Genomic DNA, 13,564 nt, shown 5'->3' with positions numbered 1-13,564 from the left:
GGGTCGGCCCGGCGGTGTGGCGCGGCGGGGGTGGGGTGGTGGGATGGCGCGGCCCGACACAGGGGTCGCGTGGTCCGTGGGGGTTCGGGCTACCGGGAGAGCGGGTGTTCGAGTGGCCGTGCGGCCCGTTGTAACCCCGGGCCACCTCATACCTGTTACTTGTGTGTTTCCGCCACATAGCTCGTGGGTGATGTCACTTCTAGCGTGAGCCGACACGAAGAAGTTCTCTCCCTCCGAGTCCTCATGTGGAGTCGCAATGACGGTCCGGACGACGCGGCGGGTGTTCCTCTCCGCCGCCACGATGATGGCCGCGGCGTTGGCCGCCACGGCCTGTGGCAGCCCACAGGACACCGCCACCGGCGGCGGCGACAGTGCCGCGCCGGTCAAGGTCGGCCTGGTGTATTCCCAGTCGGGAGCCCTGGCCAGCTACGGAAAGCAGTACATCGAGGGGTTCAAGGCGGGGCTCGACTTTGCCACCAAGGGCACCGGCAAGGTCGGCGACCGCAAGGTCGAGCTGACCGAGGTCGACGACGCGGGCGACCCGGCCAAGGCGGTATCCGCTGCGAAGGACCTGATCGGCAAGGGCACGAAGATCATTGCCGGCTCCACAGCCTCCGGTGTGGCGCTGCAGGTCGCGCCGATCGCGGCGCAGAACAAGGTGCTGTTCATCTCCGGCCCGGCCGCCACCGACGCGGTGACCGGCGCGAACAAGTACACGTTCCGTTCCGGTCGGCAGTCCTATCAGGACGTGGTCACCGCCAAGTCTTTCATCGGCGACCCGGCCGGTAAGAAGGTCGTGGTGTTCGCCCAGGACGGCGCGTTCGGCGACGCCAACGAGGCGGCCGTCAAGACCGTCATCGGCGGCGCGGGTGCCACCGTGAGCAGTGTCCGGGCACCGGCCAGCGCCACCGAGTTCACCCCGTTCGCCAGCCAGATCAAGGCGGCCAAGCCGGACCTGCTCTTCGTGGCCTGGGCTGGCACCACCGCCCCCGCCATGTGGCAGAGCCTCGACCAGCAGGGCGTGCTCTCGTCCACCACTGTCGTCACCGGACTGGACATCCGCTCCTCCTGGCCGACCTTCGGCGCCGCCGGCACGAAGATCTCCTTCCTGTCGCACTACTTCGACGGCGCCAGCGACACCGAGGCCAGCAAGGCGCTGAAGGCCAAGGTCAGCACCATCGACCTGTTCCACCCGGACGGCTTCGCCGCCGCCCAGATGGTGGTCCGCGCGGTGCAGGAGGGTGGGGACGACGTCGACAAGATGGTCACCGCCCTGGAGGGGTGGAGCTTCGACGGGGTCAAGGGCAAGATGACCATCCGCGCCGCCGACCACGCGCTGCTCCAGCCGATGTTCCAGGCCAAGCTGACCGGCAGCGGCACCGCGTTCACGGCGACCGCGCAGAAGAGCCTCACCGGTGCCGAGACCGCGCCGCCGGCCGTGGCCATGAAGGGCTGACCCGTGCTCGCCACCCGCGGTCTGACCTGGCGGATCGGTGAGGTCGCCATCGTCGACGGCGTCTACCTCGATCTCGCGCCCGGGGAGTTCCTCGGCGTGATCGGGCCGAACGGCGCCGGCAAGACCTCACTGTTCAACCTGATCACTGGCCTGCGCCGGGCCACGGAGGGTCGGATCACCCTGGACGGGCAGGACATCGGGGAGCTTCCGCCGCACCGGCGGGCCCGCCTCGGGTTGGGCCGTACCTTTCAGGCGTCCTCGGTCTTCGGCTCGCTCAGCGTGCGGGAGAACGTCCGGCTCGCCGTGCAGGCGCACCGCGGGGGCTCGATGGCACTGTGGCGGCGGGCGGCGGCCGACCGGGAGGTCGCCGTCGCCGCCGACGCGGCGCTCGACCGGGTCGGTCTCGCCCACCGGGGTACGGCACTGGCCGGCACCCTGGCCCACGGCGAGAAGCGCAAGTTGGAGATCGCCCTGCTGCTCGCCGGTGAACCGCGGGTGATGCTGCTGGACGAGCCGATGGCCGGGGTCAGCGCGGAAGACGTGCCCGAACTGGTGGCCGTCATCAAGTCGTTGACCGGTGACAGCGGCCGGGCGGTGCTGATGGTGGAGCACCACATGGACGTCATCCTCGAACTGGCCGACCGGATCGCCGTCATGCACCACGGCGCGCTGCTGGCCTGCGACACCCCGGAGACGGTGATGGCCAACCCCACCGTGCAAGAGGCCTACCTGGGGGAGTCGCTGTGAGCGCGAGGAGTGAGCCGGGTTTGCGAGCCCCGCAGTCGCGAACGGAGGCGGCTCTGTGAGCGCGAGGAGTGAGCCGGGTTTGCGAGCCCCGCAGTCGCGAACGGAGGCGGGCCTGATGGAACCAGTTCTCACTGTGGAGGACCTGTCGGTCCGGATCTCCGGGCTGCACATCCTCCAGGGGGTGTCCTTCACGGTCGCACCGACCGGCGTGACCGTCCTGCTCGGCCGCAACGGCGTCGGCAAGACCACCACGTTGCGCGCGATCGTCGGCCTCACCCCGCCCGCCGGGGAGGTCCGCGGCACCATCCGGATGGGCGCGCAGAGCCTGCTGGCTCGACCCACGCACCGGCTGGTCCGCGGTGGGCTCGGCTACGTGCCGGAGGACCGGTGCGTGTTCGCCGGCCTCACCGTCGCCGAGAACCTGCGGCTCGCCGAGCGGCGCGGCACCAGCCCGGCGTACGACAGGGTTTTCGCGCTCTTCCCGGAGCTGGACCGGCGCGGACGGCAACGGGCCGGTTCGCTCTCCGGCGGGCAGCAGCAGATGCTCGCGATCGGGCGGGTGCTGCTCAACGACAACCGGCTGTTGCTGGTCGACGAGCCGACCAAGGGGTTGGCGCCGAAGGTGGTGACCGAGGTGGCCGAGGTGCTGGAACGGGTCGCGGAGTCGGTGCCGGTGCTGCTCGTGGAGCAGAACCTGGCGGTGGTACGCCGGCTGGCCCGCGATGCGGTCGTGCTGGCCGCAGGCAGGGTGGCCTGGACCGGCGACGCCCGCGAGTTGCTGCTGGAAACGGCGCTGACCAAGTCGCTGCTCGGCGTGGGCACCGGCGAGGCACACCGTCCGGCCGGGGCGAACCGCGCTCCGGTGGCCGGGAAGGACGCGCACTGATGGGCACCGTGATCCTGTTGGCGTTGACCGGGCTCGGCCTGGCGGCGCTGTACTTCCTGGTCGCCTCCGGTCTGTCGCTGGTCTTCGGCCTGGCCGACGTGCTCAACTTCGCGCACGGGCTGTTCCTCGGCGTGGGGGCGTACGGCACCTGGTGGGCGGCGGGCAACCTGCCGGGTGCCGGGCCCGACGGGTTTGGCTTCGTGTTCGCGGTCGCCTTCGGGGTGGCCGCCGGCACGTTGGTGGCGATCCTGGTCGAGTTGGTGCTGATCCGCCCGCTCTACTCCCGCACGATCGAGCAGGTGCTGGTCACCGTCGGTCTGTCCCTGGCCGGGGTGGCGCTTCTGCAGGCCACCTGGGGTGCGGACGCCCGGCCGTTCCCGCGCCCGGACTGGACCCGGCAGGTGACCGGGATCCTCGGCGCGCAGGTGCCCAACGGCGGCCTGCTGCTGATCATCGCGGCGGTGCTGGTGCTCGGCGCGATCCTGGCGTTCCTGCGCTGGACCCGGTACGGCCTGGTGATCCGGGCCGGGGTGGAGAACCGGGAGATGGTGACCGCGCTCGGCATCGACGTACGCAAGGCGTTCACGCTCGTCTTCGCGATCGGTGGGGCGGCCGCCGCGCTCGCCGGTGCGCTCGGAGGGGTCTACTTCGGCACTGTCTCGCCCGGCCAGGGCAGCTCACTGCTGATCTTCGCGTTCATCGTGGTGGTGATCGGCGGGATGGGCTCGGTGGTCGGCTCCGCGTACGCGGCGGTCGTGGTCGGGCTGGTGCAGCAGTTCGTCAACTACTACGGCACGTCCGGGCTGGGCGACATCTGTGTGGTCGGCCTGCTCGCCGTGGTGCTGCTGCTGCGTCCGCAGGGCATCGCCGGAAAGGTGGCAACGGCATGACGCTCCTCGACGTAACCCCGGCACCGGCACCCGCCGCGCCGCGACCAGGCCTTGCGCACCGGGTGCGCCCGTTCCTGCCGCTGGTCGCGCTGGTCGTCCTCGCGATCCTGCCGTACTCGACGATCTCCCTGCCGGGGATCTTCGAGGGGCCGGTCAACTCGCCCGGCACCCTGCAACTGCTCGCCATCTGCCTGATCTTCGGTGGGCTGGCCGCCGGGTACGACCTGCTCTTCGGCCGGACCGGCATGCTCTCCTTCGGGCACGCGCTCTACTTCGCGGCCGGCGTGTACGGCACCGACATCCTCATCACCCGGGCCGGCCTCCCGCTGTGGCAGGCGGCGCTGCTGACCATCACCGGTGGCACGATCCTCGCCGCGCTGCTCGGTGCGGTGGCGCTGCGTACCGTGGGTATCGCCTTCGCCATGGTCACGCTGGCGTTTGCGCAGGTGGGGGCGATCCTGGTCGCACGCGACTTCGGCGGGCTCACCGGTGGCGAGGAGGGCCTGCCACTGGACGTGTCCGGGTTGCCCGCCGGGCTGGTGGGGGTGACGAACACGGTCAACCTGTACTGGCTGGCGCTGGCGTACCTGACGCTTGTGGTCTTCGTGGTGCACCGGGTGAGCGGGTCACCGACCGGCCGGGTGCTCGCCGGGCTGCGTGACGACGAGCGGCGGATCGGTGTCCTCGGGTTGGACCCCTATCGCTACAAGCTGGTGGCGTTCACCCTGGCCGGCGGGCTGGCGTCGACGGGCGGGGTGGTCTACGTCCTGATCGTCGGCGGCGCGTCACCGCACATCACCTCGTCCGAGCTGACCCTGTCGCTGCTGGTCATGGTGGTGCTCGGTGGGCCAGGCACCCGGTGGGGGCCGGTGCTCGGCGGTGTCCTCTACATGTACCTGGACCACCGGCTCACCGCCTTCGGCACGAGCGACGCGGTCGACAACCTGCCGGCCGTCCTGAGCCATCCGCTGAGCCAGCCGCTGTTCGTCCTGGGCACGGTCTTCATCCTGGCCGTCTACTTCTTCCCAGGAGGCCTAACCAGCCTAGCCCCCCGCCTGACCCACCTAACCCGAGCCCTGAAACCCCAAAACACCCCCCGCTGACTCCCCGGACCCCCTGATCCCCGTCGATCATGAGGTTATTGCCGCGACACGCCATGCTGGATGTCGCTAACTTCATGATCGATGGGGTTCCGGGTGGGGGAGGTTGGGAGATGGACTCACGGGTTGCGGTTGTCAGTGGGGGCGGGACCGGGATTGGTGCGGCTGTCGCGGGAGTGCTGGCTTCGGACGGGTACGACGTCCTGATCGTCGGACGGCGGGGGGACGTGTTGACGGATGCCGCCGCACGCATCTCCTTCGACTGCGGTCGGGCCGACGCCGTCACCGCGGTCACCGCCGACCTGACCGACCCGAACCAGCTTGACCGCGTACTCGCGGTGCTCGGCGGCCGGACGGTCGACGTGGTGGTCAACAACGCCGGTGGCTATCTGGGCGGAGACACCGGCACGCCGGCCGGGATCGCCGCGCACTGGCGGGCCAACCTGGACGCCAACGTGCTCACCGCCGTGCTGCTCACCGAAGCGCTGCGGCCCGCCCTGCGCCGCCCGGGCGGCCGGGTGATCCTGGTCAGCTCGATCGCCGCCCAACGCGGCGGCGGTGGGGCGTACTCGGCGGCGAAGGCCGCCCTGCACGGCTGGGCGTACGACCTGGCCGCGCAGCTTGGGCCGGAACAGATCACGGTCAACGTGGTGAGCCCCGGCTATGTCGCGGAAACCGAGTTCTTCGGCGACCGGATGACCGCCGAGGGGCACGCGAAGCGGGTGGCGGCGACCCTGGTCGGGCGGGCGGGGCTGCCGGACGACATCGCCGAGGCCGTCCGCTACCTCGCCAGCCCGGCTGCCGGTTACGTCACCGGCCAGGTCCTCGGTGTCAACGGGGGCTCGGTCCTCGGCCGCTGAGCAGGCACGAGGCCGTAAACGGACGGACGAGGCCGTGAACGCACGCACGCGCCCGTGAACGGCTGAAGGGCGGCGGCCCCCCGTGTGGCCACCGCCCTCCTGCGTCGTGGGTCAGCCGTTCAACATCTCGTACGCCATCTTCGGCGCGCTCGTCGCGGCAGCGCCGGTCGGCACGTCGATCTTCGGCGCGGTGCCGTATTTGGCGTAGTTGACGACGTAGTCGTACGCCTTCGCCTTGCCGGCGGCCGGGATCTTCAGCGTGAGCGAGGTCAGGTGCTTGTCCGCGTCGACGACCGCGGTGAACGGCACCGTCTTGGCGGCTTCACCGAGCGCCGCCGCCTCGCCCTCCTCCAGCACTTCGGCGGCGTTACCAGCGCTCATGTCGATGACCCCGGCGTACTGCCCGGGGCTCTGCTCCTTGACGGAGGTGGCCGCCTCGATGAGCGGGCCGGCGTTGCCCTGGTCCGCACCGTCGTAGGCCGGGATGGCGTTGCTGTCGGCCAGCTTCGTGCGGTCCAGCTTCATCCACTTGTCGGGGAACTTCGGCAGGCCCGGCTTGCCGCTGAACTTCGCCTTGATCCAGACCTCCTCGCCAATCAGCAGGAACGACATCTTCGTGGTGATGCCGTCGGAGCCCGGCACGCCAGTGGTGTTGATCTCGATCGCCTTCGAAGCCGGGTCGACCCGTCCGCTGTGCGTGTTGGCGGCGTCCTTGCCACTGAACTGGAACGTCCCCTCGGTACCGTCCGGGACGGCGTCGAGGAGCGCCTGCTTCGGGTCGACGGTCGGGCTGGCGCTCGGGCCACTCTGCGGTGCCGAGGCCGGTTCGCTCTTGGGCCCGCACCCACCGAGCAAGGTGGTCGTGGCCAGCATGGCGGCGACCGCGCCGACCGTCCGACGGATGGTGCTCGCGCTGCCCGTTGCCTGTGTCATCACATTTCTCTTTCTCGCTGCGTGGCTTGTGCCGATGACCATGCTGTGGGCGGGCACGGCGGTGCGGCTGCCGATATGCTGCCGTCCGGCTGCCGGGCACTGCCGTCCGGCGCTCGTCGGGGGTGTCAGGAGCGGAAATTCGCATGTCAGGAACGCTGCGTTTCGAGATCCTCGGGCCTCAGCGGGCCTGGTACGCCGACCGTGAGATCGACCTCGGTCCCGGCAAACAACGTGCGGTGTTGGCGGTGCTGCTGCTCTCCACGGGTCGGCCGGTGGCCACCGGGCAGATCGTCGAGGCGGTCTGGCCGGACGACCCTCCGGCGAACGGCCCCAACGTGGTGCAGAAGTACGTCGCCGGGCTGCGCCGGGTGCTGGAGCCGGACCGGTCGCCGCGTACGCCGGGGCAGGTGCTCAGCCTGACCGACGCCGGCTACCTGCTGCGGGTGGATCCTCAGGCGGTGGACGCGGTCCGTTTCGATCGGGGCGTCCAGGCCGCCCGGCGGCGGCACGCGTCCGGACATACGGAGCAGGCGCTGGCCGAGCTGACCGCCGCGCTGGACCTGTGGCGTGGAGAGCCGTTCACCGGCTTCTCCGGGGGAGTGTTCGAGGCCGCCCGGCACCGCCTGGTGGAGCTGCGGGCCGTCGCCCTGGAGACCCGCGCGGAGCTGAAACTGGACAGCGGGCGGCACCGCGAGCTGGTCGGCGAGCTGGTCGAGTTGGTGGCCGAGTTCCCGGTCCGGGAGCGGCTGCGCCACCAGTACATGCTGGCGCTGTACCGCAGCGGACGGCAGGCCGAGGCGTTGGCCGCGTACCGGGATATCGACAGTCTGCTCCGGGAGGAGTACGGCATCGGGCCCGGCGAGGCGCTCCGTGAGTTGCACGGGCGGATCCTGCGCGCCGACCCGACCCTCACCGTGGGCGTCCCGGAATCGGGGTGGCCCGCTTCGGTTCCCACCGCGCGGCCGGCGGAGAGCACCGTGCCCCCGGTGCCGGCGCATCCGTCCGCCGGCTCAGCGCCGCCCGCCCCGCCCTCCAACCCGATCCTGCCGCCCCCCGTCGCACCGCCCGCACCGCCCGCACCGGTCCAGGCGTCGCCCGCGCCGGTTCAGGCAGCCGTCCCACCGCTGCACGCGTCGCCCCCACCGTTCCAGGCAGCCGTCCCGCCGTACGCGGATCTCCCCTCGCCGCGGTACCCCGCACTGGCCGGTCTGCCCGCCGTCCCTCCCTCGTCGTTCGAGGTCCAGCAGCCGCGCCGGGAGCAGTACCCCCTGCCGACGTGGGTGAGCACCACGGCCACCGTCGCCGGCACCCTCCTGCCACTGCTGTCGTTCGGCACGATGACCTGGCTGGTGATACTGGCGTACGCGGTGCGGCGGCGCAGTGGACGGCTCGGCCTTGCGGCCCTCGGCTATCTCGTCACCGCGACGGTGCTGGTCACCATGATGGCCACCGACGACCTCGAGGCGGAGGACTCGGCGGCCGAGGCGTTCCTCTGGCTCGGCGTGCTCAGTCTCTGCTGGCTGGTGGGCGCCGCGCACGTGGTCCTGCTCAACCGATGGGTCTGGGGGCGCCTCACCGGGCGGCGGCTCGTGGCCCAGGCGCGCGAAGAAGAGCGCCGGGTACGCCGCCAGCAGGCGCGGAACCTGCTGCACCGCTACCCCTCGGCGCGTTACGAGTTTGCGATCGGCCGACCGGACCTGGCCCGCGCCTTCGACGACGGCGGGCTCATCGACGTCAACGCCGTACCCGACCAGGTGCTCGCCACACTGCCCGAGCTCACCGATGCGCAACGTCGGCAGGTGGCGATGGACCGGTGGGTACGCGGCCCGTACGCGTCGATGGAGGAGTTGGCCGCGCGCTGCGCGCTGCCGCTCGCGGTCATCGATGCGCTCCGCGGCGTCCTGCTCTTCCTGCCGCCGCCCTCCCCGCCTGCCGCCCGCCCCGCCGTCGTGGAGACGGGGCCAGCCGAGCACCGCTGATCGTGGGGGTTCACCGGCGAGGGCTGGTAGAAATGCCGGATGAGCCACGATCGAGCAGCGGTACGGGAGCGGGCCGAGGCGGTGCTGCGCCGGCTGGCCGGCGATCACGCCCGGCTGCGGGAGGATCAGTGGCGGGCCATCGAGGCGCTGGTCGTCGACCGGCGGAGGGTGCTCTGCGTGCAGCGCACCGGTTGGGGCAAGTCGGCCGTCTACTTCGTGGCCACCGCACTGCTGCGCGAGCACGGCGAGCACGGCCCGACCGTCATCGTGTCGCCGCTGCTTGCGCTGATGCGTAACCAGGTCGAGGCGGCTGCGCGGGCCGGCATCCGGGCTCGCACGATCAACTCCGCGAACCTCGACGAGTGGGACGAGATCACCGCCGAGATCCAGACCGGTGCGGTGGACGTGTTGCTGATCAGCCCGGAGCGGCTCAACAACCCGGACTTCCGCGACGGTGTGCTGCCGAAGCTGGCCGCGACCACCGGGCTGCTGGTGGTCGACGAGGCGCACTGCGTCTCCGACTGGGGGCACGACTTCCGGCCGGACTACCGGCGGCTGCGGACGTTCCTCGCCGAGCTGCCCGAGCGCACGCCGGTGCTGGCGACCACCGCCACCGCCAACGCCCGGGTCACCCAGGACGTCGCGGAGCAGTTGGGTGACGCCCTCGTCCTGCGCGGCACCCTGGACCGCGAGTCGCTGCGCCTCGGCGTGCTCGACCTGCCCAGTCCGGCGCACCGGCTGGCCTGGCTCGCCGACCACCTGGACCAGCTGCCCGGCTCGGGCATCGTCTACACGCTGACCGTGGCCGCGGCGGGGGAGACGGCCGAGTTCCTGCGCTCCCGGGGCTACCCGGTGGCCTCGTACACCGGTCAGGTCGAGGACGCCGACCGGCGGGCCGCCGAGCAGGACCTGCTCGACAACAAGATCAAGGCGTTGGTTGCCACCAGCGCGCTCGGCATGGGCTTCGACAAGCCCGACCTGGGCTTCGTCGTTCACCTCGGCGCGCCGCCCTCGCCGATCGCCTACTACCAGCAGGTCGGCCGCGCCGGCCGCGCGGTCGAGCACGCGGAGGTGCTGCTGCTGCCCGGCGCGGAGGACGCCGCGATCTGGCGCTACTTCGCCTCGTTGGCGTTCCCGCCGGAGCAACAGGTGCGTGCCGTGCTGGCCGCCCTGCACACCGACCGCCCGCTCAGCACCCAGGCCCTCGAACCCCTGGTCGACCTGCGCCGGGCCCGGCTGGAGCTGATGCTCAAGGTGCTCGACGTGGACGGCGCGGTCCGCCGGGTGCGCGGTGGTTGGCTCGCCACCGGCGAGCCCTGGGTCTATGACGAGGCCCGGTTGCGGCGCGTCGCCGAGGCACGCACCGTCGAGCAACAGGCCATGCGGGAGTACGCGACCACGTCCGACTGCCGGATGCGGTATCTACGGGAACGCCTGGACGACACCGGGGCTACCGACTGCGGCCGGTGCGACAGGTGCGCCGACCCACTCTTCTCCGGCGACGTGTCGACGGCCGCGCTCGCCGCCGCGCAGACCTTCCTGGGCCGACCCGGCGTGGAGATCGCGCCGAAGAAGCTCTGGCCGACCGGGCTCGACGCGGTGGGCGTACCCCTCAAGGGCCGGATCGCCCCCGCGGAGCAGGCCCTGCCGGGCCGGGCCGTCGGACGCCTCTCGGACCTGGGCTGGGGTGGTCGGCTGCGTGACCTCGTCGGCCCGGAGGCGCCGGACGCACCGGTGCCCGACGACGTCGCCGGCGCGGTGGTGGAGGTGCTGAAGGCCTGGGCGCACGGTGACGACCCGTGGCCGCGCCGGCCGGTGGCGGTGGTCGCGGTCGGCTCCCGGCGGCGGCCCCGGCTGGTCGGGTCGCTCGCCGAGCGGATCGCCGCCGTGGGCCGGCTGCCGATTCTCGGCGAGGTCACCCCGACCGGCTTGGGCGGCCCCGGCGGGCCGCGCGGCAACAGCGCCCAACGGGTACGCGCACTGCACGACACCTTCACCGTGTCAGCCGACCTGGCCGACGCCGTGGCTGCACTGGACGGCCCGGTGCTGCTCGTCGACGACCTGATCGACTCGGGCTGGACGATGACGCTGGTGGCCCGGGCACTACGCCGGGCCGGCGCACCCGACGTGCTCCCACTCGCCCTCGCGGTCGCCGGTTGACTCGCTGCCGCTCGTGGGCGGCCGGGTTGACTCGCTGCCGCTCGTGGGCGGCCGGGTTGACTCGCTGCCGCTTGCGGTGGCCGGTTGACTCGCTGCCGCTCGTGGTGGCCGGCTGACTCGCCCTCGCTCGCGGTGGCCGGGGCCGGGCGGCCCTGCTGCTCGCCCCTGTGACTCCGGCCTTGGCCGGTCGGGCGGGAAAGTTCCCGGGCGCCGCCGAATGCGACGGGCGCCACGCCGTCCGGGCGTCGGCTTGGACGGACCCGCCGCAGCGGTACCGTGGGCGGCATGACCGACCAGCACTCCGCCGCCGCGCCGGTGGTGTCTGACCAGGTCTCCACCGCGCTGGCAGTGCCGGACGAGGTCCCTGCCACGGTGCCGGCTGAGGCGCTGGCGGTGCCGGAAGAGGTCTCCGCCGGGCCGGAGGTCTCCGCCGGGCCGGACCGGAGCACCCTCCGGCTGGCGCTGGTGGTCGGCGGGCTGGTGCTGGCGGTCCTGCTCGGTTTCGGCCTCGGCCGGTCGAACACCGACGGTGCCGCCACGGGCGGCCCGTCATCGGCAGCCGAGCACAGCGACCCACCGGGCACCGGGCCGCACAACCACGGCACCGCCACGGGCACCGATCAGGGCACGCCGACCGAGCCGGGCGGTCTGGCGGTCAGCTCGGCCGGGTTCACCCTGGCCCCCCTGGGCACCGAGTTCGCGGCCGGTCGCCCCGGTCAACTCCGCTTCCAGGTGCGCGACGTGCAACGCCGGCCGGTCACCCGATTCGCGATCGTGCACGACAAACCGATGCACCTCATCGTCGTCCGTCGGGACCTGACCGGCTACCAGCACCTGCACCCGACCATGGCGGCGGACGGCACCTGGTCGGTGCCGTTGACCCTCGCGCAGCCCGGCGTCTGGCGCGCGTACGCCGACTTCACCGTCGTCGCCGACAACGGCGCGCAGACCGCGGTGACCCTCGGCACGGACCTGGTCGCGCCGGGCGGCTACCAGCCCCGCCCGCTGCCCGATCCGGCCACCTCGACGACCGTGGACGGATTCACCGTTGCCTATCAGGGCACCCCGCAGGCCGGAGCGACCGTGCCGCTGACCTTCCGGGTCGACGGCGCCGGCGGTGCCGCCCCGCTGGAGCGCTACCTCGGGGCGTACGGGCACCTGGTGGCGTTACGCGAAGGCGACCTCGGCTACCTGCACGTGCATCCGGAGCCGGAGCTGGTCGACGGCCGGGTCAAGTTCTGGCTGACCACCCCGGGCCCCGGCCGCTACCGCCTCTACCTCGACTTCCAGGTGGGGGCCGACGTCCACACCGCCGAATTCACCCTCGTCGTCCCCTGAGCCGGTCGGCTCAGCCGGCGCGGCGGATGGGGCGGCGGGCCAGGTAGCGGAGCAGATCGCGGATGTGGTGCTTCTCCTCGGCGGGGACCGTCGGGTCGGCCAGCCGATCCAGGATGGCGCGGACGTCCGCCTCGACCGGGCCGTCGTCGTGGCGTCGGCGGGGCGTGGGGCCGGCGTCGGGCAGCCCGAGCGCGCGGAACGCGGCAGCGACCGGCAGGTCCAGTGCGGCGCAGAAGCCGCGCACCTTGGCCAACTCGGGATAGTCCTGCCAGTCACCGGCCAGCCAGCGAAACACGGTGGAGCGGCCCACGCCCGTGTGCGCGGCGAGATCGGTCACGGTCCAGCCACGTTCGTCGCGAGCGTCGTCGATGGCACGCCGAACGAAGCGGGCGAAGGCCATCTGCGGTGAAAGGTCGGCGGATCCCATCCCTGTGTGTCTGTTCCTCCCTGCCGAGCACTGGGACGATGCGTCTTCCGAGGGTAGTACCCCCGAGGCTGGAAACAACTGACTGATCGCACAAACTGTCCCGTGGGCGGGACTTAGCACCCGCCAGTATGTATGCCGACCAGGGTTGGCATCGAGCGATCACGATCGCTTTTCTACTAAGCTCGGTGCCCGCCCCGGCATGGCGTTCGTTCGCCTGCCGTGTTCGACCGCCACCGCCGAGGAGCACCATGGCCGAAACGAGCCGTCCCCAGCCGTACCAGCCCGGTGCGGTCAGCCTCTTCTTCGTCGCCAAGGCCGGCGTCTTCGCTGCCGCGTTCTGGATCTGGTTGCTGGTCCTGGTGCTCCGCACCGACTCGGCGACCGGTCTCCAGGTGCTCGCAGCCACCGGCGCCATCACCACCACGCTGCTGGGCGTGGTGCTGGGCGCCCGGATGGCGCTGCAGCGCAACGCCGCCATCCGGCACGCGGAGATGAAGAAGTTGCTTGTCGACATCTCCTGGAACGCCTTCACCGCCGCCGGCAACGCCGAGAGCACGGGCAAGGTGGTGCCCTTCCCGACCGTTCCGGGCGACACCGAGTGGGCGAGCCAGCGCAGCGGTGGCGACCGGGTGACGGTCCTCGACGGTGGCGCCGGTGAGCGCAACAGTGGCCGGGATCGCGGCGAGAGGCGTCGCTAACCGTCGCCCGCAGCGAAGGACGCTCGCCATCCGCTTTGGCTGCCTGCCATGTCGATGTGCTGTTGAGTGGTATGCCTCAGAGGTATGAAT

General features: G+C 71.8%; 12 protein-coding genes. 10 read left to right on the top strand and 2 right to left on the bottom strand.

Annotated features, from left to right (window positions below; genetic code table 11):
- The first annotated feature begins 256 nt into the window (after nucleotides 1–256).
- The 6 genes from C7C45_RS09135 (at nucleotide 257) to C7C45_RS09110 (ending at nucleotide 5,939) form a co-directional block, all read left to right on the top strand.
- Nucleotides 257–1,456: a substrate-binding domain-containing protein gene (locus tag C7C45_RS09135; RefSeq protein ID WP_110563172.1), complete on the top strand. Its 1,200-nt coding sequence runs from the start codon at nucleotides 257–259 to the stop codon at nucleotides 1,454–1,456.
- A 3-nt stretch (nucleotides 1,457–1,459) separates the two neighbouring features.
- Nucleotides 1,460–2,203, top strand: coding sequence for an ABC transporter ATP-binding protein (locus tag C7C45_RS09130; protein WP_110563171.1), 744 nt, complete (start codon nucleotides 1,460–1,462; stop codon nucleotides 2,201–2,203).
- 115 nt (nucleotides 2,204–2,318) lie between these two features.
- Entirely contained in the window at nucleotides 2,319–3,089 is a 771-nt protein-coding gene (locus C7C45_RS09125) for an ABC transporter ATP-binding protein (RefSeq protein ID WP_110563170.1), read from the top strand.
- Nucleotides 3,089–3,979 carry a branched-chain amino acid ABC transporter permease gene (locus tag C7C45_RS09120; RefSeq protein ID WP_110563169.1) on the top strand — a complete coding sequence of 297 codons (891 nt, stop codon included), beginning with the start codon at nucleotides 3,089–3,091 and terminating at the stop codon, nucleotides 3,977–3,979. Before C7C45_RS09125 ends, C7C45_RS09120 begins: the two co-directional genes overlap by 1 nt.
- Nucleotides 3,976–5,082: a branched-chain amino acid ABC transporter permease gene (locus tag C7C45_RS09115; protein WP_110563168.1), complete on the top strand. Its 1,107-nt coding sequence runs from the start codon at nucleotides 3,976–3,978 to the stop codon at nucleotides 5,080–5,082. Before C7C45_RS09120 ends, C7C45_RS09115 begins: the two co-directional genes overlap by 4 nt.
- 110 nt (nucleotides 5,083–5,192) lie before the next feature.
- Nucleotides 5,193–5,939 carry an SDR family NAD(P)-dependent oxidoreductase gene (locus C7C45_RS09110; RefSeq protein WP_110563167.1) on the top strand — a complete coding sequence of 249 codons (747 nt, stop codon included), beginning with the start codon at nucleotides 5,193–5,195 and terminating at the stop codon, nucleotides 5,937–5,939.
- A 111-nt stretch (nucleotides 5,940–6,050) separates the two neighbouring features.
- Here C7C45_RS09110 and C7C45_RS09105 read toward each other — a convergent pair whose 3' ends face one another.
- Nucleotides 6,051–6,872, bottom strand: coding sequence for a hypothetical protein (locus tag C7C45_RS09105; RefSeq protein ID WP_110563166.1), 822 nt, complete (start codon nucleotides 6,870–6,872; stop codon nucleotides 6,051–6,053).
- 143 nt (nucleotides 6,873–7,015) lie between these two features.
- Between C7C45_RS09105 and C7C45_RS35505 the strand changes: the two genes are divergently transcribed.
- The 3 genes from C7C45_RS35505 to C7C45_RS09090 all read left to right on the top strand — a co-directional run bounded on the left by C7C45_RS35505 (nucleotide 7,016) and on the right by C7C45_RS09090 (nucleotide 12,349).
- On the top strand, nucleotides 7,016–8,851 hold the full coding sequence (locus C7C45_RS35505; protein ID WP_110563165.1) for an AfsR/SARP family transcriptional regulator: 1,836 nt from the start codon (nucleotides 7,016–7,018) through the stop codon (nucleotides 8,849–8,851).
- Between the two features lie 39 nt (nucleotides 8,852–8,890).
- A complete protein-coding gene (locus C7C45_RS09095) occupies nucleotides 8,891–11,011 on the top strand; it encodes a RecQ family ATP-dependent DNA helicase (RefSeq protein ID WP_110563164.1) in 2,121 nt (706 codons plus the stop codon).
- Nucleotides 11,012–11,296: 285 nt separating this feature from the next.
- Nucleotides 11,297–12,349: a hypothetical protein gene (locus C7C45_RS09090; RefSeq protein WP_244200299.1), complete on the top strand. Its 1,053-nt coding sequence runs from the start codon at nucleotides 11,297–11,299 to the stop codon at nucleotides 12,347–12,349.
- Nucleotides 12,350–12,359: 10 nt separating this feature from the next.
- Here the strand turns inward: C7C45_RS09090 and C7C45_RS09085 are convergent, their stop codons facing one another.
- A complete protein-coding gene (locus tag C7C45_RS09085; RefSeq protein WP_110563163.1) occupies nucleotides 12,360–12,776 on the bottom strand; it encodes a helix-turn-helix domain-containing protein in 417 nt (138 codons plus the stop codon).
- Nucleotides 12,777–13,024: 248 nt separating this feature from the next.
- Between C7C45_RS09085 and C7C45_RS09080 the strand changes: the two genes are divergently transcribed.
- Nucleotides 13,025–13,474: a hypothetical protein gene (locus C7C45_RS09080; protein ID WP_110563162.1), complete on the top strand. Its 450-nt coding sequence runs from the start codon at nucleotides 13,025–13,027 to the stop codon at nucleotides 13,472–13,474.
- Nucleotides 13,475–13,564 lie beyond the last annotated feature (90 nt).

The sequence above is a fragment of the Micromonospora arborensis genome (assembly GCF_003205615.1).
GTDB classification, from domain to species: Bacteria; Actinomycetota; Actinomycetes; order Mycobacteriales; family Micromonosporaceae; genus Micromonospora; species Micromonospora arborensis.
This window is presented reverse-complemented; position numbering and strand designations above follow the sequence as displayed.

What these genes read in the sequence shown, in the direction of transcription:
- C7C45_RS09135 (WP_110563172.1), top strand. Translation starts at nt 257, where the DNA reads ATGACGGTCCGGACGACGCGGCGGGTGTTCCTCTCCGCCGCCACGATG.
- C7C45_RS09125 (WP_110563170.1), top strand. Translation starts at nt 2,319, where the DNA reads ATGGAACCAGTTCTCACTGTGGAGGACCTGTCGGTCCGGATCTCCGGG.
- C7C45_RS09120 (WP_110563169.1), top strand. Translation starts at nt 3,089, where the DNA reads ATGGGCACCGTGATCCTGTTGGCGTTGACCGGGCTCGGCCTGGCGGCG.
- C7C45_RS09115 (WP_110563168.1), top strand. Translation starts at nt 3,976, where the DNA reads ATGACGCTCCTCGACGTAACCCCGGCACCGGCACCCGCCGCGCCGCGA.
- C7C45_RS09110 (WP_110563167.1), top strand. Translation starts at nt 5,193, where the DNA reads ATGGACTCACGGGTTGCGGTTGTCAGTGGGGGCGGGACCGGGATTGGT.
- C7C45_RS09105 (WP_110563166.1), bottom strand. Translation starts at nt 6,872, where the DNA reads ATGACACAGGCAACGGGCAGCGCGAGCACCATCCGTCGGACGGTCGGC.
- C7C45_RS35505 (WP_110563165.1), top strand. Translation starts at nt 7,016, where the DNA reads ATGTCAGGAACGCTGCGTTTCGAGATCCTCGGGCCTCAGCGGGCCTGG.
- C7C45_RS09095 (WP_110563164.1), top strand. Translation starts at nt 8,891, where the DNA reads ATGAGCCACGATCGAGCAGCGGTACGGGAGCGGGCCGAGGCGGTGCTG.
- C7C45_RS09090 (WP_244200299.1), top strand. Translation starts at nt 11,297, where the DNA reads ATGACCGACCAGCACTCCGCCGCCGCGCCGGTGGTGTCTGACCAGGTC.
- C7C45_RS09085 (WP_110563163.1), bottom strand. Translation starts at nt 12,776, where the DNA reads ATGGGATCCGCCGACCTTTCACCGCAGATGGCCTTCGCCCGCTTCGTT.
- C7C45_RS09080 (WP_110563162.1), top strand. Translation starts at nt 13,025, where the DNA reads ATGGCCGAAACGAGCCGTCCCCAGCCGTACCAGCCCGGTGCGGTCAGC.